Raw genomic sequence first — 21,070 nt, 5'->3', positions numbered from 1 at the left:
GCTCATTCCGGTCTATCGTGACCGATTTCAAGCCCGACCAGAATCGGCGGTCACGATAGCAGAATCATCGGTCACGATACCGGAATGGTGTCGTACAGCACCGTGATGATGTTACGCATAGAGCAACCGAACGGGTACGCTTCCAGTTTGTCTGGAGACAACGTGCCCGTACAAAGGATCACTATGCGTAAGATAAAAGACGTATTACGTTTAAAACTGGATGCCAAACTATCGCACCAGCAGATTGCCGCAGCACTGGGGATTTCAAAAGGAGTCGTCACCAAGTATGTCGGCCTGGCCGCCGTTGCCGGTTTGGACTGGTCGGCGGTGCAAGATGTAGACGACACCGAGTTGGCGCACCGGCTTTTGGTCACGCCAGAACGGACCCGAGACCATGTCCAGCCAGATTACGCCAGGCTGCATCACGAACTGCGGCGCAAGGGGATGACGCTGATGTTGCTATGGGAAGAGTATCGTGCCGATTATGCCCAGCACCAGACCTATGCCTACTCACAGTTCTGCGTGAATTACCGGCAGTTTGCCAAACAGCTCAAACGCTCTATGCGCCAGATTCACCGGGCTGGCGAGAAACTGTTCATTGATTATGCTGGTCCGACTATCGGTCTCACTGATGGTAGCCGTGCCCACATCTTCGTCGCTGCTCTGGGCGCATCGAGCTACACCTATGCCTGTGCTACGCCGCGTGAGACGATGGCCGACTGGCTCACTTCGACAGCGCGTGCGCTGCGCTTCTTCGGCGGGGTACCGCAGTTGATTGTTCCCGATAATCCGAAGGCTATGATCGCCGACGCCAATCGCTACGAACCACGCAGTAACGACACCGTACGCGATTTTGCGCGCCACTACGGCACCTCCATCTTGCCAGCCCGTCCGCGTCATCCTCAGGATAAAGCGAAGGCCGAATCAGCAGTGCAGATCGTCGAGCGCTGGATCATGGCGCGTCTGCGACATCAGCAATTTAGCAGCGTCCACGAGGTCGATGTCGCCATCGCACCGCTGCTGAGCGTACTTAACGATAAGCCGTTTCAGAAGCTACCCGGTAGTCGCGCCAGTGCGTTTGCCCAACTCGATGTCCCGGCGCTACGGCCTTTGCCATTGCAATGTTATGAGATGGCGCATTTCAAGACTGTCAGGGTGCATAACGATTACCACGTTGAGATCGGCCGCCATCACTACAGTGTGCCGCAAGCCCTGGTCGGTCAGGTGCTGGAAGCCCGGATGACAGCGACGACAGTGGAAATCCTGCATCGCGGTCAACGTGTCGCCAGTCATCCGCGCAACAGTGGCGAAGGCGGGTTCACCACCGACACCCTGCATATGCCGGTGGCGCATCGTGCGCAATTGGAATGGACGCCACAGCGACTGATTCACTGGGGACAGACCATCGGTACGGCGACAGCGGAGGCGGTGACGCGTCTGATGGCCGAGAACAGACATCCCGAGCACGGCTACCGTGCCTGTCTTGGTCTGCTGTCATTGGCCAAGCGCTACGGCAAGCCACGTCTTGAAGCAGGATGCATGCTGGCCTTACAGCTCGGTGCCTGCCAATACCGCCACGTCCGTGACATTCTCAAAAATAACCGTGATCGCACACCGTGTGCCCCAGTTGGCGATTGGGTCAGTCCTGACCATGCCCATGTGCGTGGCCCTGATTACTATCAATGAGGATGTCAACGATGATGATGCATACCACTCTGGCCCAATTGCGGACCTTAAAACTCGATGGCTTAGCGACCGGACTGGAGGAACAATTGACGCAGGCCAGTATGGCGGCGATGAGTTTCGAGGAACGTCTGGCACTCTTGGTTGATCGCGAAGTCCATTGCCGCAATGACCGCAAGCTCCTGCGCCTGCTTAAGAACGCCCACCTGAAATACGCACAAGCGGCGATTGAAGACATTGATGCCCGCTCGGGGCGTGGCATCGACCGCCGTGAAGTGATGAGTCTGGCGCTGGGAGATTGGGTCAGTGCTGGCCACAGCATTCTCATTACCGGACCGACCGGTGCTGGCAAATCGTGGCTGGCCTGCGCACTGGCACAGTACGCCTGTCGGCGCGGATACTCTGCTGTTTATCAACGCGTACCCCGTCTACAGGAAGAACTACGCATCCGGCACGGCAGCGGCAGCTTTGGGAAATGGCTGCTCCAACTCGCCAAGATCGATGTCTTGGTACTTGATGACTGGGGCATGGGCGCGATCGACAGCACGACCCGTTCCGACTTGCTGGAGATGATTGACGACCGGGCGGCAAACAGAGCGACGATTATTACCAGTCAACTTCCTGTTGACCATTGGCATGCCTGGATTGGCGACGCCACTATTGCCGACGCCATCCTGGACCGCATTCTGCAGCGCAATCATCGGCTGACACTGACCGGCGATTCACTGCGTGGCGCAGAACGACCTAAAACCAGCAAAAAGGAGAAAACTATCGACCCATCGTGACCGCAGACATTACAATTTAACCGCGTAACAACATCGCAGGCGCAGCGGTCACGATCGGCCAGAATGAGCGGTCACGTTGACCAGAATACGCACTTACGTCTTGGCGAAACCCTTCGTTACGTCCGTCATTACTGGCGCAAAAAGCCTTGATCAAATTGAACAGAACTTAGCCGCCCGAGGGCTCAAGCTTGACGCTGATGATCTTGCTACGCTTGACGCTGTTAGCAGGCTCGCGCCGGAATATCCAGGCTGGATGCACGAGCGGACCGCTCCCACGCGAATGCCCTCAGGTACGCAAATCAAGCCGAACAGTCCTCCGTCCAGTAGCAAATCATAAAGCCATCAATTAAAAGGAGGCAACCATGCCGCAAATAACTGAGCAACAAATGGCGTTTCAGGTCAGCAACGCAACTTTCGGCCTGGAGGGCGCTAGCAAACGAAATATGCGTGCGCTTGCCTCTGAATGGAGGGTTAAATTTTGAGAATGATCTCCTCGCGCGCACTTTTGACATGGAGCCTTGTGGCATTTTTCGTGTTTGCTGGCCTACTAAATATCTTCGCGCCGCTATCGCTACGCGAGGACTACCTCAATTGGGGATACCCCGGTTGGTTTCACTACGCAACTGGCTCACTCGAACTTTTGAGCGCAGTTCTCCAGGGGCGACGTGCGACCAGCAAGCTCGGGGTATTACTTGGGGCGTTAGTCATGGGAGCCGCCGTCATTACTTTGCTGATTTATCACGACTGGCTACATGCAACCTTCCCGTTACTAATTTTCGTCGCCTTGGCCGGAAAGCTTATGCCTGAGGCACAAAGATCTCAGCGGCTCTCAATTTGATAAATAAACGGCGCAAATGGGGCAACTTCAGGAAGGAGCGAAAAGCGCCCCGATGACAGCTATCTCAACAAGTCCGATTTTTTAATCGCCTCTTAAATGGGGCAAACAGTACTACTTAACGTTAAGGGTTTTATCATGAGCATTTCTTCTTCGGAATTAAAAGGCGTCGTTGTTTTCCATTCAGGCTATGGCCATACAAAACGGGTGGCTGACGCCATAGCGGAGGGCGCGAACGCTAGCTTGTTGCAAATCGATGCTGAAGGAAATTTGTCTGACCAGGCGTGGGCAGACATCAATGAGGCGCACTACATCATTCTCGGATCACCCACATATATGGGCGGCCCCAGTTGGCAATTCAAGAAGTTTGCGGATGCGTCGTCCAAACCATGGTTCGCCGACCTATGGCAGGACAAGGTCTTTGGTGGGTTTACCAATAGCGCCAGTATCAACGGAGACAAGCTGGCGACTCTTCAGTATTTCACTCTCCTCGCTGCACAGCATCGCGGGATTTGGGTGGGCATGGGAATGAAATCATCCAATACGAAGGCTTCTCAACGAGATGACATAAATCGCATGGGTTCCTTCCTTGGCCCAATGGCTCAGACGCCAGCCGATGCATCTCCTGAAGAAATGTCTTCGGGAGACCTGGAAACCGCGCGTCTATACGGCTTGCGCGTTGCTGAGATAGCAGCCAAATTGTTCTCGATTGATCCACAAGGTGGCTCGCTCAATAGCCTGTGAGATAGTGAGGCAGGGCTTTTTCGCTGAATTTGAAGTTAGTGCGGCCAAAGCCTGACCCAATGCGGTCAGGCTGGCTTATTTAGATTCAGGATCGGTGACAAAGCCAATTTTCCCTAATCCGCCAGATTGCGCCGCCGCCATTACCTGCGCTATTTTTTCGTATTCAGTGGTGCGTTCAGCGCGCAAATGTAATTCAGGCTGCGGTTCTTTTTTTGCCGCCGCCGCAATCTTTAGTTGGAGTGCGTTGCGATCAACTATTTCATCGTTCCAGTAAACTTTGCCGGCAGCATCAATTGACAGGCTAATGCTTTCTGGCTTCACCTGATCTGGCTGGTTAGTGGCACGTGGCAAATCGATTTTGACAGCGTGATTCATCACCGGAATCGTCATGATAAAAATGATCAGCAGGACCAACATTACGTCGACTAATGGTGTGGTGTTGATCTCTGGATTAAAGTCGTCGTCCGAGTCGGACAGGGAGCCCATTGACATCATGCACCTTTCACAGCGACTAACTTGGAAGTCGTTTCAGGGCTTGTTCCGTTGCCAATTTTGTTGGCATCAGCACGTGACCCTGTGACGAATAATGCATGTAAGTCAAAGCCAAATTTATTGAGTTTGGCGATGATGGTTTTGTTGCCGCGCACCAATGCGTTATAGCCAAAGGTAGCTGGAATAGCGACCGCGAGACCTAACGCGGTCATGATGAGCGACTCACCCACCGGCCCGGCGACTTTGTCGATGCTTGCCTGACCGGAAGTGCCAATCGCCACCAACGCGTGATAAATCCCCCACACGGTACCGAACAATCCAACGAACGGTGCCGTCGAACCGACTGAAGCCAACACCGCCATGCCTGTTTGCAATTTGCTGGAGGCCTCATCAATTGCCTGGCGCAAAGACAAGGTTACCCAGTCACTGGTGGAAAGTTGATCGTGTAAATGACCGCTATGAGCGGTGTGATGGCGCATGGAAACGACGCCAGCTTGGGCAACGTCGGCAAACGGATTTTCGGTGCCTAAAGTGGCAATACCTTCAGGTAGATTGGTCGTATCCCAGAACTGATGTCCTGCTGCGTGCGCTGCGCGCTGCAAGCGGATAAGTTGGATTGCCTTGGTCAGGATAACGTACCACGAAGAGATGGACATGATGACCAGCAATAACGCGACACTTTTAATCACGATATCGCCCTGTGACCAGAGCGCTTCTAAACCGTATGGACTTACTTCCATGATTGTTCCTTTATTTCTGACAATGCGATCGTTGATTTGGTTGTTGCGGCGCTTCGGTGCATAGATTGCGCGCCACACTAACGGTATGGAATACGTTTGCTAAATGGTGCTAATAGGGTGTTTGAATGCTTTATTTAATTTGAAAGCTGAAAATTGATAGGTACTATTGCATACACTGGCAGGGCTTTGCCATCCTCCATATAGGGCTTGAAAAGCGCCCGCAAAAGCGCCTGTTTGGCTGCTTCGTCCAGACGTGCCGAACCGGAACTTTTTTGTATCTCTACGCGTTCTGCGCGCCCCTTTTCATTGATCAGCACGCGCATGACGACTTTTCCTTCTTCGCCCATACGTTTGGCAGCAGCAGGATATTCAGGACTAGGAGGTCGAATATACTCCACTCCAGAGCTGATCGTCCGGGGAACAGCAGGTGCGGCCGGTGCCGCAACCGGTGCCGGCGCAGGTGGCGAGTATTCTTCTTTTTGCGGCGGCTGCGGCGGTGCCACAGGAACAGAAATAGCTTGCTCGGAAGGCGTATTATTTACGATTACCGGTGTAGGGTGGGGCGGCGTGACATGTTTCCTCACGACTTGAACCGTCTTCGGTACAGCGGGTTGGGGTTTTGGCGGCGTTGGTTCAGGTGCGCGCTCGGGGGTGATGAAGGTGGCGAACACTTCTTTCGGTATTGCTTGTGCCACTTGATGAATCAGGCCACTTTTCAGGGCGATGAAAAAACCAACATGTAACAAGATAATCGCGCCGAGCGGCCCGATACGTTTGACTTGATTCCACACAAAAGTGGAGACCTGCGGTGAAGACGACATTGTTGCGCTCATTTACACTAACGACTCTTTATGCAACGATTGCACCGTTTGGCATCGGTTGGAATACCAATGCGTGAATATGACGGTGTGCTGTGGGAACATTATTATCCAAACATTCACGCAACACATTCTTGGCGCAAGAATGGCATTTTCCACAGCTGGTTGCGACCCCTAGATTCTGCCGCAATTCCCGCATAGAAGACATGCCAGAATTAACCGCCTGGCGTATTTTCCATTCAGAGACATTATTGCAAACACAAACGATCATTTTTTACCTTTACTATCTATTAGCAATTTATTAGCAATTGATATTAACGAATGATTTAAGAAATAAGCGTAAAAACAGGTGCGGTTTTTACGCCATAAGTGACTGTTTTAATGACTGCGATTGCCCGTCACAAGACGCGCAAATAAATTATATTTTTCCTGCCGCGGCATACTACGTTCTACTAATGTAGCCCACTGTTCCGATAGTTGCTGACAAGTCGTACGCAATACCGGTGCCAGATTTGGTAACACCGCCAAAGCCTTTAAATGTCGCTCGATGACCGATGCCAATTTTGTGCAGCCGCGTGTCTCTGGCTGATTCGTCTGATGATGCGCCGTATAATGGGACATCAGATGTAATACCGCTGATACCAATAGTTCCGGTTGTGCCGGCGCTTCATTAGGTGCCGCAAACGTGATATCCAACTCTTCGTTAACCATCAAGTGCTCCTTGTCAGTGAATCGCTGGCTGTTCGGCTGGCTGGTATCGGGAACTTCATCTTTTATCGCTACTTTATTCAATGAAATTAACGCAGTTCTATTCGGCATCTTCAGAAGAGGGGAATCTTCAACAACACTTCAAGCGGTCAAAATTAATTTATTCAATTGCGTCAGTCGTAACTTGTAAATTCTGCCGCCGTGATCAATTTCCAGCTCACGCATTTGCTGGAAAAGGTCCCGACTAGTAATCCGTGTGATGGTCGGTTTGACTGCTTTACTGACAACTGAAACGGATTGCTCACGGTCCTGATGTTCATTTGCGCGCTGTAACGAGTGACCCATAATAGTCCTTTATGTAAATGCGAACAATTCTTATTTAGATTATTCTCTATTTAAACAGGGATTGCAAGTGCTTTTACTATCTTTGCGATAGCTATTTTATAAAAGGCTTCTACTATGCGGTCAAAATGATATCGTATCATCAACTTCTATCGACAGTTGTCCTGCCACAAACCAATAAAATTTCCGAGTACAGTATTTATACCACGAAATAAGAATCATTATTATCTGAAGTCGTATTTATACCTCGTATTTACAAAGTTAAGCGATCTGCGGGATTTTTTGACTTTAGCGTTTTACAGATTCCCTAAGTCCTGATGCGGTCGTTGTATTTAGACCAGATTAGGGGGTGGGGTCCATCGTGGATTGAATAAAAAAAAGCCATCAAATCGCATTTGACGGCCCTTCAAGTTTTCTAACTTGTTCGCTATAAAGATAGCGTCATGCGTATGACAACCTTACTCTTTTGGCTTAGCTGCCTCACGGCGATTGAAGCCGGCCACCATGTCAAAGCGGAACAAGCGGCATTCCAATGCGCCGTTGAAAAATGGTGTTTTGCGCGCTTCTTTCAGACGTAGCAATTTTGGCAAAGTCAGGTCAGCAGTGAACAAGAATACTGTCCAGCCAGCGAAACGTTGCTTCAGCGTATTGCCAAAGGCACTAAAGAACGCATTGAATAGATCTTCGGTTGCCAGTGTGCTGTCGCCGCGCACGCCAATCCGCTCACCGTAGGGAGGATTGGTCAAAATAATGCCCCCGCTGCCGCTGAGTTCATTTGGCGGCCTGACTTCCTGTGCCTCAATTTGTTTCAGCGGAACTTCAAAAAGGATACCAGCGTTACGTAAATTTTCTGCCGTCATGTCGATCATCTCGCCAGAAATATCACTGCCGAAAATGGTCGGTATCAGTGGCATTGGATTTGGCTTAATGGCGCCTTTAATGGCTTGCCATTGGCCAATCTCGAAGCCATGAAATTTTTCAAAAGCAAACGCGCGTCGGGCACCAGCAGGAATGCCAGCTAACATTTGTGCAGCCTCGATCAAAATGGTGCCAGAGCCGCACATCGGGTCGAACAAGACCGTGCCGGGCTTCCAGCCAGCAGTGCGTAGCAATCCGGCAGCAAGATTTTCACGTAACGGCGCATCGCCCGTTTCAGCGCGCCAGCCGCGTTTGAAAAGTGCTTCGCCCGAAGTATCCAGATAAAGCGTGAAATTATGCGCATCCAGAAATCCGACGATCCGCATGTCGGGTGCATGGGTATCAACTGAAGGGCGCTCGTCGCAGATGTCGCGGAACCGGTCACAAATCGCATCCTTGATTTTGAGCGTTGTGAACTCCAGGCTGCGCAAGGGCGATTTAATGGCGGTGATATCGACGCGAATAGTATGGTCAACCCGAAACCAGTTCTCCCATTCTTGTTCGAGCGCCTTATCGTAAATATCATTTTCAGTCTTGTAGGCGCAGTGTGCTAGGCGCATCAATACGCGACTGGCGATCCGTGAGTGCAGATTGACAAGCCATGCGTCACTCAATAAGCCAGAGCAATGTACGCCTCCCGGCACCTGATTATGGACTCTGAGCGTCACCGCGGGAGCGGCTAGTTGTGCGATTTCATTGATTTCTTCAGCAAGTGCGGTCTCTAATCCGCGTGGACAAGGGCAAAAATACGAGTGTTTCGAACTTGCTGATTGTGCTGTGAGTGCTTGTGCCATAGGGGGTTCTCTTAATCCGTTAACTGCATCGACTGGGATGCAGCGGTGAAATGATTACTCACGAAAAAGTGAATAACGGTGGTCTTACTTGCGAACTGCTTGCAGACTATTCGGATAGTGATGGTGCAAATAGTTTGCAATTTTATTTATTGCTATCCATTGGTGCGATCTACTTAAAGTGCCAATAAAGCATTAGTAGCCGTGTATTAAAACGTAGTGTTAAAACCGCGTGCGGATCAGATCATGCTATTTTTGCAAAGGCGCGCTCGACGAAGTCTAATCGGTCCTGGCCCCAATGACCTTCTCCATCGACAACGTACCAAGGCGCACCAAAGACATTGGCGGCAATGGCTTCATCGGTAAAACGAACAAACTCGGCCTCTACGCTAGCAGTGTCGGCAGATTTTAACAAGGTTTTGCCATCATGCCCAAGTGCTGTGGCTATGCCGATTAAGGTGTCTGTATCTGCAATGTTTTTCTCATCTTCCCACACGGCACGCATAATGACGCCAGTCAAATCTAGTGCAGCCTGAGTTCCGTGTGCCAACTGGGTCGCGATGATCAGTTTGGCTGCCTCGTCGCTGTGCACCGGAAAGTAGGTCGGTTGCAAATTCATTGGCAATCCTAAATACTCTTTCCAGCGTCGGAGATCCTCAAGTCGATAAGCTTGGCGCTGTGGTGAGCGCTTGGCTAACGGTAATCCACCTGAAACACCAAATACTTTTGACAAGTCGATTGGCTTTAATACAATTTGTACACCATATTTCTGGGCTAACGCGACAAGTCGCGCATGTCCCAGATAAGTAAATGGCGACTGAGGCGCGAAATAATACTCACAGATTTTGCTCATGTCGATTCCTGTCTCTGTTGTTTATTTTATGGTTTTTTTTATGTTTTTTATGTTTGCTTCCATTCGCCAACTAATGATCAGCCCGATTTAGAACGGCTTGACGACCACCAGAATAACAATAGCTAGCAACAAAACCACCGGTACTTCATTGAAATAACGAAACCAGACGTGACTACGCTTATTGGTACCTAATTCGAATTTCTTCAACATGCTGCCGCTGGCGTGGTGATAACCGATTAAAAGAATGACTAATAGCAACTTTGCATGCAACCAGCCGTTTCCCGGGCCTTTTCCAATACCATAACCTAGCCACAACCACACGCCGAAAACAATAGTACCTATCGCAAGAGGCAGCATGAAACGGTATAACTTGCGTGCCATCAACAATAATCGTTGTGTCGCCACCGGTTCCGTCTCTTGCGCCAGATTAACAAGAATACGCGGCAAATAAAACAGGCCTGCAAACCATGAAACGATGAAGACGATGTGCAGCGCTTTGATCCAGAGCATGAAGTATCCTTAAAAAAGTTAATTCGAAAACAGAGGGAAAATCGATAGTCTTTGTTGATTTAACAGGTTGTTTTGACAATCCTCTAGGTGCGTACTTCGCCGTGACCAAACACCACATATTTCAAGGAGGTCAAGCCGTCCAGACCCACCGGACCGCGTGCGTGTAACTTGTCATTGGAGATGCCAATTTCAGCACCAAGCCCAAATTCGAAACCATCCGCAAACCGGGTTGAAGCATTCACGATTACAGAGGCCGAGTCGACCTCACGTAAAAATCGCATCGAGCGGGAATAATTTTCGGTCACAATGCTATCGGTATGATGGGAAGAGTAATGATTAATATGTGTAATCGCTTCGTCCATATCCTCAACCACCTTCACGGCCAGAATTGCCGCCAGATATTCAGTGCTCCAATCTTCCTCGGTCGCTGCGACCACGTGCAAATAGTCGCAAGAGCGTAATATCTTGCTAGCCTCGGCATCGGCGCGCAGTTCCACGTCTTTTGTCCGATATAAACGTGCCAGTTCCGGCAAGACCTGCGGCGCAATGGCACGTCCTATTAGCAGGGTTTCCATGGTGTTGCAGGTGCCGTAACGGTGACATTTTGCATTAAAAGCAATTTTTACCGCTTTTTCTGGATCAGCCTGATCGTCTATGTAGACGTGACAAATGCCATCCAGATGTTTAATCATCGGTACCTTGGACTCCTTCATCAAGCGCTCAATCAAGCCCTTGCCGCCGCGCGGGATGATGACGTCAATATATTCCGGCATGCAGATTAAAGCGCCGACTGCAGCGCGATCAGTGGTTTCGATAACTTGCACCGCATCGCTTGGCAGGCCTGCACCATCCAGTCCTTCTTTGACCAGTTTGGCTAGCACCTGATTGCAGTTAATCGCTTCCGAGCCGCCGCGCAAAATAGTCGCATTACCACTCTTGATACATAAACCAGCCGCATCAATGGTCACGTTGGGACGTGCTTCGTAAATAATACCAATGACGCCGAGAGGAACGCGCATCTGTCCAACCTGAATCCCGGTCGGACGATATTTCATGTTCGAAATTTCACCGATCGGATCGGGAAGGGCGACGATTTGCTGCAATCCTTCAATCATGGTGGTGATCGCTTTGTCGGATAGCGTCAGACGATCCAGCATTGCTTCTTCCAAACCATTGGCGCGTGCTGCATCCAAGTCTTTTTGATTGGCGATGCGCAAGGTGTCCGATTCGCGCCGGATCGCTTCAGCGATTAACGTTAGTGCACGGTTCTTGGTTGCCGTATCGGCGCGTGCCATCAGGCGAGATGCAGCCCGGGCACGTTGACCGACGTTAGTGATGTATTGTTGGATATCCATAATTGGTAGTATGTCTGATATGTTGAGTGTTGGTCTGGTTTCGTGAAATACAGAGCCAAAGCCATGCGTCAAAATGCATTTCGGGATCTGGATACAGTAGAAACTACATGGCAGTCACTTACGAACGTGCGACTTTTAGTCCCAATTGCAATAGTGCATCCCAAGCATCACCAGCGAACGTCTTGGCACGCAAACCTTTTACCATTTTGTCGATCTGCGCTGCCTGTTGTAATGCCGCTTCCAGAGTCGTCAATGATAAGCGACGCAGTGCCGGTTCCATTAAACGTTCACGTGGCCCCCAAATACGATATTCTTTCAGCAACGCGCTGAGTGGACGGCCTTGCGTCATACCGGATTTTAGCTTCAATAAGGTGCGGCACTCTTCTGATATCGCCCAAAGAACCAATGGCAATGCTTCGCCTTCACCTTTTAAACCATCAATCATCCTGATTAAACGGGCAACATCACCGCCTAACATTGCCTCATTTAATTTAAAAACGTCATACCTTGCGACATTGAGAACAGCATCGTGCACTTGTTCGAAACTGAGCTTGCCCGGTGGATGCAATAAAGCCAGTTTCTGAATTTCCTGATGAGCGGCCAGCAGGTTGCCCTCAACCCGATCAGCGATAAAGTCGAGTGATTGACGATCAGCGCTTAGTTGTTGTCCTGCCAACCGGACACCAATCCAGCTTGGCAATTGAGTCCGTTCAACCAGCGGAATATCAATATACACACCCGTTTGCTGCAACGATCCGACCCATGCCGCTTTCTGAGTTGCCCAATCCAATTTCGGCAACGTGATAATCGTCACATTGTCGGGGTTAAGCGTCGTCGCATATTGCTGTAATGCCTGACCACCGTCCTTGCCCGGTTTGCCGGTTGGAATGTGTAACTCAATCAATTTTTTGTCGCCAAACAACGATTGCGACTGGTTGGACGCCTGTAATTCGCCCCATTTAAAACTACGATCCACCGTTAAGACATCGCGCTCTGAGCAGCCATTGGCGCGGGCACTCTTGCGAATTTTATCCGCCGCTTCGAGCGCAAGCAGATGCTCGTCGCTGGTGATGACGTACAGCGGCGCGACTGTCTTGGCCAGATGAGTATCGAGAGCGTCAATCCGCAGTTGCATCGCCGGTCCTCGTTATGGCGCTGGTTTTGTCGATGGAACTGACGGGGCCGGCGATGTTGTTGGCGATGTCGCTGTCGATGGCTCTATCACAGTATTGTTAGCAGTGTTAGCGGGTTTGAGTGCGTTCATCCGGCGCAGAATTTGCTGTACCAGATCAGTTTGCATATCGCGATACAACAGCGCTTCTTCAGCCACTTTTGATAGTTCTTGCGATTCGTTGTAGCTGATGTCACGCTTCAGTGTGATCAGGGTTTGTGGCATTAACTCCTTCTGCTGCGCATCTTTTAGACGGAATGAAAATCTCGAGTACAGCATATATTCACGCGCACGGCCTTGACTGTTGAGGGTCAAAATGACTTTTTCCTGCGTCTGCGAGATCACTTCCATCACAGCCTCAGCCCCTTTTTCATTAGGAACTACTTCAGTGGTCCCGCTAGCCTGAATATTACGTTTGAGTTCGACTCCCAGTGGTGTGCCTGTAGCAGATCCCAAATAAATAGTCTTGAAAGGAAGGTTGGCAGTGCCGCGCAAGTGAAATCCGCACGCGGCAAGCATAGCGGTAAGGGCGATGATAATCGACCAGCGAACCAACGGTTGGCGACTCATGAAAACGCGCGTCATACAGATATTCCTTGTTTCAAGATTCGGGACGAAAATCGCTGTCCTGGCTGGCAATCGGACGGTCCACTTATGTGACTTAGTGGACCGCTTTAATAGATCAAGCAGCATGTTTTATGCGAGCTATCACTAAGCGTTTCACGGGTGATTTAATTCGCGCTTTAGCTGAGCCTTTCGTTAAGTGCTCGGTTTAAAGCGCAACTTACACTGTCCATCAAATACTCAGCGATTCATTTTTACATCAGGCAACGATATTAATCAATTTGCCCGGAACGACAATTACTTTCTTTGGTGCTCCTTCGAGATACTTTTGCACATTTTCATGCGCCAGCGCCAGCGCTTCGACGGTGGCTTTGTCAGCATCTTTGGCGATGATAATGCTGCCGCGTAATTTGCCGTTGACCTGAATCATCATCTCGATTTCGCTTTGCTCAAGCGCCTTAGCATCAACCTGCGGCCAACTTGCGTCCAGAATATCGCCATGCACTTTCGCGAAGCCGAGCTCTTGCCATAGCGTGTGCGTGATATGCGGCGCGATTGGGTTGAGAACGCGCAAGAAAATTGACAGACATTCAGTCAGTACGGCATTGCTGGCTCCCGATGCTTCGAGCTTGGTAGCTTCTAGCGTGTTGAGCATTTTCATGCAAGCCGATACGACGGTGTTGTACTGAATGCGCTTCAAGTCATGGTCGGCCTGTTGCAAAATTTTATGGACTTCGCGCCGCAAGGTTTTGAGCGGGACCGACAAATCGGCATATTGCTTATTTGATCCCGGAATAATATTCGCGGCCTGTGCGTGGCTGAAGCTCCAGACCCGACGTAAGAAACGATGGGCACCTTCGACACCCGCGTTCGACCATTCCAGCGTTTGTTCTGGTGGCGAGGCAAACATCGTGAATAAACGGGCAGTATCGGCGCCGTATTGGTCAATTTGTGCTTGTGGATCGATGCCGTTATTCTTTGATTTCGACATTTTTTCCGTGCCGCCGATAATGACTGGCTGTCCGTCGGCTTTTAGAAGCGCTGAAAGTGGACGTCCCTTGTCATCGAAAGTCAGAGTAACGTCTTCCGGGTTGTGCCAGATTTTCTTGCCGTTGGCTTCTTCGCGATAGTAGGTCTCATTGAGAACCATGCCTTGCGTCAGCAAATTGGTAAATGGCTCATCAAATTTCACCAGTCCAAAATCACGCATGACTTTGGTCCAGAAGCGCGCATACAACAAATGTAATACTGCATGCTCGATGCCGCCGATGTATTGATCCATCGGCATCCAATAGTCGTTACGCGCGTCCACCATCGCATCGGTAGAACCGGGCGAGGTGTACTTCATGTAATACCAGGACGAATCGACAAACGTATCCATGGTGTCAGTTTCGCGGCGTGCAGGTTTGCCGCAAGTCGGACAGTCGACATGTAAAAATTTTTCATGCTTGTTAAGTGGATTACCACTGCCGTCCGGGACGCAATCTTCGGGTAACAAGACTGGTAAATCTTTTTCTGGTACCGGTACGTCGCCGCAATCTTCGCAATGGATGATTGGGATCGGTGTACCCCAATAACGTTGACGCGAGATGCCCCAATCACGCAAGCGATAGGTGATTTTCTTTTCACCCAGACCATGCGCGGACAAATCGGCAGCGATGGCGTCAACAGCTTGCTGAAAGTGCATGCCATCGTATTTTCCGGAGTCGACGCAGCGACCATTTTGTTTGTCTGCATACCAGTCGTGCCAGGTTTCGGTGGAATACACTTTGCCTTCCACGGCGATCACCGGGCGAATCGGCAATACGTATTTTTGCGCGAACGCAAAGTCGCGCTCGTCATGTGCAGGAACACCCATCACGGCACCATCGCCGTAAGTAATCAGGACATAATTGCCGACCCAGACTTCAACCAGCTGGCCGGTCAGCGGATGCGTAACGTAAAGCCCGGTTGGCATCCCTTTCTTTTCCATTACCGCCATATCTGCTTCGGCAACCCCGCCTTTTTTGCATTCGGCGATGAATTCAACCAGTTCGGGATTCGTTTTTGCGGCGAAGGTGGCCAATGCGTGTTCTGGCGCTACCACGCAAAAGGTCACGCCTTTGATGGTATCGACACGAGTGGTAAACACCCACAATTTGCCATCCTGAATGAGCTTGCCATCTTCTTCGATTTTATGTGGAAAAGCAAAGCGCACACCGGTTGATTTGCCTATCCAATTCGCTTGCATCAAGCGCACGCGCTCTGGCCAGCCTGTTAATTTGGTTTCGGTGTGGTCCAGCAATTCTTCGGCGTAATCGGTAATTTTGGCGTAATACATTGGAATTTCGCGCTTTTCAATCAGCGCACCTGAACGCCAGCCGCGACCATTGATAACTTGCTCGTTGGCTAACACGGTTTGGTCGATCGGGTCCCAGTTCACGGTACCGGTTTTTTTGTAGATGATGCCTTTTTCGAGCATCTTAAGGAACATCCATTGGTTCCATTTGTAATACTCTGGCTTGCACGCCGTCATTTCACGTGACCAATCAATGGCGAGTCCCATGGATTGCATCTGCGTTTTCATGTGGTCAATGTTGCTATAAGTCCACTGGGCCGGTGGTACGTTGTTTGCCATCGCCGCGTTTTCCGCAGGCATGCCAAACGCATCCCAACCCATTGGCATCAACACATTGTAGTTATTCATCCGCATGTAGCGATACATGACATCGTTGATGGTGTAATTGCGGACATGACCCATGTGCAATTTGCCGGATGGATACGGCAGCATCGAACAGGCGTAAAACTTTTGCTTATCTAGACCGTTCTTGTCTTTTGCGTGTTCGACGACTTTATAGGCATCAATAGCGCGCCAATGGTCTTGCGTCGATTTTTCGACGTCGGTCGGGCTGTATTTTTCTTGCATGGCGTGATGGACTAAAAAAGTGAATGTGAAAAAGCATAGGAGAATTATCCCTGAACCGGTGATTATACTGGTTCAGGTGCTCTCATACGATAGTGGGATTGTGGGAGTCGACGGAAGTTAACGATGAGACGATCTTTTTGCCAAAAGCGAGGCGGTTAGTATTTCACCAAGTGACCGTCTTTCAATAGGGAGTTATTTTGCTGCAGGGACGCTTTTTGGGTCGGTTACGAAGCCGATTTTTGTCAAACCGTTATTTTGTGCCAGTGACATAACCTGCGCCAACACCTGATATCGGGTGTCTTTGTCGGCCCGCAACTGCAATTCCGGCTGGGGTTGGCGTTGTGCGGCAGCGATTAATTGCGTTGTCAGTTCTGGTTCTGCGATGGGCTTGTCATTCCAGAACATTTTGCCCGCGCGGTCAATTGACAGCGATACCGTCTCTGGCTTTTCTGGAGCGGGAGCGGATTGGGCGGTCGGTAAGTTGACTTTGACCGCATGCGTGAATAGTGGTGCTGTGATGATAAAAATCACCAATAACACCAACATGACGTCGACCATGGGCGTGATATTGATATCGGCCATTGGCGCTGAGTGCTGATTGTCGTTAAATCCACCGAATGACATACTGGTTCCGGACTGAAGTTAGTGATGAGTGTATAAGGCTATTAGGAGGCTAAATTATTTTCCAACGCGACTGCCAGTCGTCAAATAAGCATGTAAATCATGCGCGAACGCATCCAACTCTGCCAGTGTAACGCGATTAACACGTGTGAACGCGTTGTAGGCTAGTACTGCGGGAATCGCAACTACCAAACCAAGTGCGGTCATGATGAGTGCTTCGCCAACTGGTCCTGCGACTTTGTCGATCTGCACAGTTCCCGATGCAGAGACTGCCATCAAAGCATGATAAATACCCCAGACCGTACCAAACAAACCGACGAAAGGGGCGGTTGAACCGACTGATGCCAGTAATGTTAATCCGCTTTCCAGCCGTGACGAAACGCGATTGATTTCTCGTCGCAATGTGCGTGTGACCAGTTCGCCAAGATCGGTGCCGGCGTTGAGCGAGGCGGCGGGTTTGCTGGTCATCGGTGACCGAATGCCTGCAGCGTCGGCCGCTTGTATGGCTAAAGGTGCGTAAACATTTTCGGTATCGACCGGTTTGATGACGGCAATCGCATCATTTAGTGTCGGTGCTTGCCAGAATCCTTCAAGCGATGAAGCGCTGCGCCGGATACGCCAGGAACTCAAGGCTTTGGACAAAATGTAGTACCAGCTAATCACGGACATCAGCAATAGCAAATAGGCTACGCCGTGAGAGACAGCATCGCCTTGCGACCAATAGTGGGCGAACCCGAGATTATCATTCATGTTGTTGATCCGGATGGTGGTGGGGCAGCATAACGATCTTTAGGTGAAGATCATTAGTTGGCAACAATTTATTACATTTTGAGCGCAACTCCAGGTCGGTTGAGTCATCAACATCAAACTCGCCATGAGAAGCTAGGAGGAGCGCTCAAAGTATGGGTAAAAATCGAGTACAAGCAGGCCGAACATGGTTAATGAACAAATTAGTGTTATCTGCTGCGCACTTCCCATGCCATAGGCGAGTCATTGTTTGTATTTTGACATCGCCCGGCCCTGAATTTGCGTAAAAATCATGGTAACAATCAGCTTATTACTCTGCTAATTACTCAGCGAAGCCCAAGAACGTCCTGCATATCATATAAACCCGTTGCTTTGTCGTTAAGAAAGCGCGCAGCGCGCAAACTGCCATGGGCATAAGTCACACGGCTGGACGATTTATGTGTGATTTCAACGCGCTCTCCATCGCTGGCAAACAGCACGGTATGATCGCCAACGATATCGCCGCCCCGTATGGAAGCGAAGCCGATGGTAGATGGATCGCGTGCACCGGTTACACCCTCGCGCGAATAGACGGCGACTTCGTCGAGTTTGCGACCAAGTGCATCAGCAATCACTTCGCCCATTTTCAGCGCTGTGCCAGACGGCGCATCGACTTTGTGGCGGTGATGGGCTTCAATGATTTCAATGTCATAGCCGTGCGAAAAACTCTTCGCTGCCATTTCAAGCAATTTCATGGTGACATTGACGCCGACACTCATGTTGGGAGCGAACAGGATGGCTGTCTTTTTTGCTGCTTCTGCGATCGCCGCCTTGCCAGCCTCATCAAAACCTGTCGTGCCGATGATCATTTTGATGCCATGCTCGGCGCAATAGGCGAGATGTGCAAGCGTGCCTTCTGGACGCGTAAAGTCAATTAAAAAGGTAGCGTTAGCCAAGCCCGTAGCAAGATCGAACTCGATATTCACGCCGGACGGCTTGCCCAGAAAAGCGGCGGCGTCGGATCCTAATCCGGGCGCGGTCTGCACATCCAACGCGCCGGTTAATGTGGCATCTTCTGCATTCTGGATGGCCTCGATCAGCATGTGTCCCATGCGACCGGACGCGCCAGCAACAGCAATTTTCATTTGATTCATCGTTATTTAAGACTTTGACTGGTTATTTTGTTGGTGCTGTCGGCGGAGGTGCGGGCGCATCCTTTGCGATGCCACTATCTTGGGTGGCTTTTTTAGCTTCTTTATTGCCGCCCGAAATACGTGCAAGATAATCTGCTTCAGTCGGCAGATCACCACCCTCTACGCGGACCACAAGGTTATCCTTGAAGAAAACGCTGACGCGGCTGGAAGTGATTTCGCCATTGCCTTTTTGCAAACGGAAAACATAATCCCAACGATTCGCGTGAAACATGTCTGTCAGTAACGGCGATCCCAGTGCAAAAGATACTTGCTCTGTGGTCATGCCTTCCTTAACTTGCGAGATCATCTCTTTCGAAACAAAATTACCCTGCTGGATATTGTAGCGATAAGGTGAAAGGATTCCGAAAAAACGGGGGTTCTTTATGGTTCGGACGCCATCGCCTGCTGTATCGCCAGTCGGTATTCCCGAACTAGCGTTAGCAGCATTGGCACCGGATGCCGAAGTCGGTCCGTCAATGAGAGGATTTTTTGATGCGCAGCCAGCCAGCAAAGCCATGGAAACAGCAGCTATTGTCAAGGCGGAGGTGCGGGCAGTACGGGAGAGCAACATTCGCATAAGTATCTTAATTGATTGAGCAATTGTGCTAAAACGCTATATGATAAAGCAGATCATCCATTTGCGACGTAAACATGCCTAACAATCCATCCGAACTAAAAGCTAGTGGCCTTAAAGCTACTTTGCCCCGACTCAAAATTTTGGAAATATTTCAAAATAGTGAAGTCCGACATTTAAGCGCTGAAGACGTTTATAAAATTTTGCTTACCGAGAATCTTGATGTCGGTTTGGCAACTGTGTATCGTGTATTAACCCAATTTGAGCAAGCTGGCTTGTTGCAGCGTAATCATTTTGAAACCGGCAAGGCCGTTTTTGAGCTAAACGAAGGATCGCATCATGATCATCTGGTGTGTCTGACCTGCGGTCTGGTCGAAGAGTTTTACGACGAAGAAATTGAGGTTCGCCAGAAAGCCGTCGCCACAGAGCGTGGCTTTGAGATTGCGGATCACGCCTTGGCGCTGTACGGTCACTGCCGGAATTGCGTAAAAAAGTAATTGGGTCATGCGCCGAGTAGCATTAATGCTGTGCGTTCCAAAGCTTCGGATCGTAAGGCATTAAACGATGCTTGCTGTTTTTCTTACTGAGCGAGACTTAGTGATCCGAAATAGTTATTAAGCCAGACTAGTTCTGGCTTAATGCATTGGAAAGCAGCTTTGCTGTAATGTCGACAATCGGTATCACGCGTTGATATGCCATGCGCGTCGGACCGATCACACCCAGCGTGCCCACGATTTTTCCGTTCACCTCATAAGGTGCGGTGACGACGCTCATCTCTTCCATTGGAACCAGTTGTGATTCGCCGCCAATGAATATTTGAACGCCGGTGGCCTTGCCTGATATGTCCAGCAGTCGCATCAAATTGGTTTTTTGTTCAAACATATCAAACAGCTTACGTAAGGAACTCATGCTCGATGACAGGTCAGTCACGCTGAGTAGATTGCGCTCACCTGAAATGACAACTTCGTCAGCATCGTCGGTCATCGCCTCGCTACCGGCCTCAACTGCGGCCAACATGAGTCGATTCATATCATCCCGCAACTGGCGGACTTCGGTTTGCAGGCGTAAGCGAACGTCATCAATACTATGGCCTCCGTAGTTTTGATTGATAAAATTGGCCGCTTGTACGAGCTGTGAAGGGGTGTAGTCGACATCTGTTAACAAGAGCCGATTTTGCACATCGCCGCTAGGGCCGACGATGACGAGCAGAATACGTTTTTCAGAAAGTCGTAAAAATTCAATCTGCTGAAACACCGATTCACGCCTTGGGGTTAGTACCACGCCTGCAAATTGTGAGAGCGATGACAACACTTGCGCAGCGTTGGCGATGATCTTTTGCGGCGAGTTAGTTTGCAGTCTTGCCTGCATTCTCGATTCGAGCACGCCCTCGTCAATCGGCTGGACCGTCAATAGTGTGTCGACAAAGACACGATAGCCGCGGGGCGTTGGTACCCGTCCCGCTGAGGTATGCGGACTCGCAACAAAACCCATTTCTTCCAGATCGGCCATGATATTGCGTATGGTCGCGGGAGATAATTCCAGCCCGGAAATTTTTGAGAGTGCGCGCGAGCCTACCGGTTGCCCATCCGCGATGTAGCGTTCCACGAGGGCTTTGAGAAGAGTTTGAGCGCGAGTATCAAGATGCATGGCGATTATTGGTAAGTGCTGGCGTGATTTGCCATGAGCCAGGTCTGACAGGTGTCTGGCCCTTAATAATTGTATTTATACACTGTTAAGCCGAA

Annotated in this window: 24 protein-coding genes; 6 read left to right on the top strand and 18 right to left on the bottom strand. The window is 50.2% G+C overall.

What is annotated here, in order from left to right:
- Positions 1–162: 162 nt before the first annotated feature.
- From istA to RGU75_RS05130, 5 genes are all read left to right on the top strand, one after another.
- Positions 163–1,686 (top strand): IS21 family transposase, encoded by a 1,524-nt coding sequence (istA, locus tag RGU75_RS05150; RefSeq protein ID WP_322240175.1) that lies wholly within the window; start codon positions 163–165, stop codon positions 1,684–1,686.
- A gap of 11 nt (positions 1,687–1,697) precedes the next feature.
- The gene (istB, locus tag RGU75_RS05145) at positions 1,698–2,468 is read left to right on the top strand and encodes an IS21-like element helper ATPase IstB (RefSeq protein WP_322232626.1); all 771 of its coding nucleotides are present in this window, start codon (positions 1,698–1,700) and stop codon (positions 2,466–2,468) included.
- Between the two features lie 76 nt (positions 2,469–2,544).
- Complete coding sequence (locus RGU75_RS05140; protein ID WP_322233615.1) at positions 2,545–2,805, top strand: aldo/keto reductase; 261 nt, start codon at positions 2,545–2,547, stop codon at positions 2,803–2,805.
- Between the two features lie 147 nt (positions 2,806–2,952).
- Positions 2,953–3,306, top strand: a complete 354-nt coding sequence (locus RGU75_RS05135; RefSeq protein WP_322240255.1) for a DoxX family protein — start codon at positions 2,953–2,955, stop codon at positions 3,304–3,306.
- 135 nt (positions 3,307–3,441) lie between these two features.
- Positions 3,442–4,047 carry a flavodoxin family protein gene (locus RGU75_RS05130; RefSeq protein WP_322233613.1) on the top strand — a complete coding sequence of 202 codons (606 nt, stop codon included), beginning with the start codon at positions 3,442–3,444 and terminating at the stop codon, positions 4,045–4,047.
- A 75-nt stretch (positions 4,048–4,122) separates the two neighbouring features.
- Here the strand turns inward: RGU75_RS05130 and RGU75_RS05125 are convergent, their stop codons facing one another.
- The 17 genes from RGU75_RS05125 to RGU75_RS05045 all read right to left on the bottom strand — a co-directional run bounded on the left by RGU75_RS05125 (position 4,123) and on the right by RGU75_RS05045 (position 19,325).
- Positions 4,123–4,539: a biopolymer transporter ExbD gene (locus tag RGU75_RS05125; protein WP_322240253.1), complete on the bottom strand. Its 417-nt coding sequence runs from the start codon at positions 4,537–4,539 to the stop codon at positions 4,123–4,125.
- On the bottom strand, positions 4,539–5,279 hold the full coding sequence (locus RGU75_RS05120) for a MotA/TolQ/ExbB proton channel family protein (RefSeq protein ID WP_322233611.1): 741 nt from the start codon (positions 5,277–5,279) through the stop codon (positions 4,539–4,541). The genes RGU75_RS05125 and RGU75_RS05120 overlap by 1 nt, the downstream gene beginning before the upstream one ends.
- 134 nt (positions 5,280–5,413) lie before the next feature.
- A complete protein-coding gene (locus tag RGU75_RS05115) occupies positions 5,414–6,112 on the bottom strand; it encodes an energy transducer TonB (RefSeq protein WP_322233609.1) in 699 nt (232 codons plus the stop codon).
- Positions 6,113–6,128: 16 nt separating this feature from the next.
- Positions 6,129–6,368: a (2Fe-2S)-binding protein gene (locus tag RGU75_RS05110; RefSeq protein ID WP_322233606.1), complete on the bottom strand. Its 240-nt coding sequence runs from the start codon at positions 6,366–6,368 to the stop codon at positions 6,129–6,131.
- 107 nt (positions 6,369–6,475) lie between these two features.
- Complete coding sequence (locus RGU75_RS05105; RefSeq protein WP_322233604.1) at positions 6,476–6,808, bottom strand: hypothetical protein; 333 nt, start codon at positions 6,806–6,808, stop codon at positions 6,476–6,478.
- A 138-nt stretch (positions 6,809–6,946) separates the two neighbouring features.
- On the bottom strand, positions 6,947–7,150 hold the full coding sequence (hemP, locus tag RGU75_RS05100) for a hemin uptake protein HemP (RefSeq protein WP_322233603.1): 204 nt from the start codon (positions 7,148–7,150) through the stop codon (positions 6,947–6,949).
- 455 nt (positions 7,151–7,605) lie between these two features.
- A complete protein-coding gene (locus tag RGU75_RS05095) occupies positions 7,606–8,859 on the bottom strand; it encodes a class I SAM-dependent RNA methyltransferase (RefSeq protein WP_322233601.1) in 1,254 nt (417 codons plus the stop codon).
- A gap of 241 nt (positions 8,860–9,100) precedes the next feature.
- On the bottom strand, positions 9,101–9,709 hold the full coding sequence (locus RGU75_RS05090) for a 2-hydroxychromene-2-carboxylate isomerase (RefSeq protein WP_322233600.1): 609 nt from the start codon (positions 9,707–9,709) through the stop codon (positions 9,101–9,103).
- Positions 9,710–9,796: 87 nt separating this feature from the next.
- Positions 9,797–10,219, bottom strand: a complete 423-nt coding sequence (locus RGU75_RS05085) for a CopD family protein (RefSeq protein ID WP_322233596.1) — start codon at positions 10,217–10,219, stop codon at positions 9,797–9,799.
- Positions 10,220–10,302: 83 nt separating this feature from the next.
- Positions 10,303–11,574 carry a glutamate-5-semialdehyde dehydrogenase gene (locus RGU75_RS05080; RefSeq protein WP_322233595.1) on the bottom strand — a complete coding sequence of 424 codons (1,272 nt, stop codon included), beginning with the start codon at positions 11,572–11,574 and terminating at the stop codon, positions 10,303–10,305.
- Between the two features lie 118 nt (positions 11,575–11,692).
- Positions 11,693–12,709, bottom strand: coding sequence for a DNA polymerase III subunit delta (holA, locus tag RGU75_RS05075; RefSeq protein WP_322233593.1), 1,017 nt, complete (start codon positions 12,707–12,709; stop codon positions 11,693–11,695).
- A 12-nt stretch (positions 12,710–12,721) separates the two neighbouring features.
- On the bottom strand, positions 12,722–13,330 hold the full coding sequence (gene lptE, locus RGU75_RS05070) for an LPS assembly lipoprotein LptE (RefSeq protein WP_322233591.1): 609 nt from the start codon (positions 13,328–13,330) through the stop codon (positions 12,722–12,724).
- A 238-nt stretch (positions 13,331–13,568) separates the two neighbouring features.
- Complete coding sequence (gene leuS, locus RGU75_RS05065) at positions 13,569–16,214, bottom strand: leucine--tRNA ligase (protein WP_322233589.1); 2,646 nt, start codon at positions 16,212–16,214, stop codon at positions 13,569–13,571.
- 192 nt (positions 16,215–16,406) lie between these two features.
- Positions 16,407–16,838 carry a biopolymer transporter ExbD gene (locus RGU75_RS05060; protein ID WP_322233587.1) on the bottom strand — a complete coding sequence of 144 codons (432 nt, stop codon included), beginning with the start codon at positions 16,836–16,838 and terminating at the stop codon, positions 16,407–16,409.
- A gap of 54 nt (positions 16,839–16,892) precedes the next feature.
- Entirely contained in the window at positions 16,893–17,585 is a 693-nt protein-coding gene (locus RGU75_RS05055; RefSeq protein ID WP_322233585.1) for a MotA/TolQ/ExbB proton channel family protein, read from the bottom strand.
- Between the two features lie 323 nt (positions 17,586–17,908).
- Complete coding sequence (dapB, locus tag RGU75_RS05050) at positions 17,909–18,715, bottom strand: 4-hydroxy-tetrahydrodipicolinate reductase (protein ID WP_322233583.1); 807 nt, start codon at positions 18,713–18,715, stop codon at positions 17,909–17,911.
- Positions 18,716–18,737: 22 nt separating this feature from the next.
- Positions 18,738–19,325, bottom strand: coding sequence for an outer membrane protein assembly factor BamE (locus RGU75_RS05045; protein WP_416186785.1), 588 nt, complete (start codon positions 19,323–19,325; stop codon positions 18,738–18,740).
- 80 nt (positions 19,326–19,405) lie between these two features.
- Between RGU75_RS05045 and fur the strand changes: the two genes are divergently transcribed.
- Positions 19,406–19,825 (top strand): ferric iron uptake transcriptional regulator, encoded by a 420-nt coding sequence (gene fur / locus RGU75_RS05040; RefSeq protein ID WP_322233579.1) that lies wholly within the window; start codon positions 19,406–19,408, stop codon positions 19,823–19,825.
- A 127-nt stretch (positions 19,826–19,952) separates the two neighbouring features.
- Here the strand turns inward: fur and hrcA are convergent, their stop codons facing one another.
- On the bottom strand, positions 19,953–20,975 hold the full coding sequence (gene hrcA, locus RGU75_RS05035; RefSeq protein ID WP_322233576.1) for a heat-inducible transcriptional repressor HrcA: 1,023 nt from the start codon (positions 20,973–20,975) through the stop codon (positions 19,953–19,955).
- Positions 20,976–21,070: the final 95 nt, after the last annotated feature.

It is taken from the genome of Glaciimonas sp. CA11.2, from assembly GCF_034314045.1.
Taxonomy (GTDB): domain Bacteria; phylum Pseudomonadota; class Gammaproteobacteria; order Burkholderiales; family Burkholderiaceae_D; genus Glaciimonas.
This window is presented reverse-complemented; position numbering and strand designations above follow the sequence as displayed.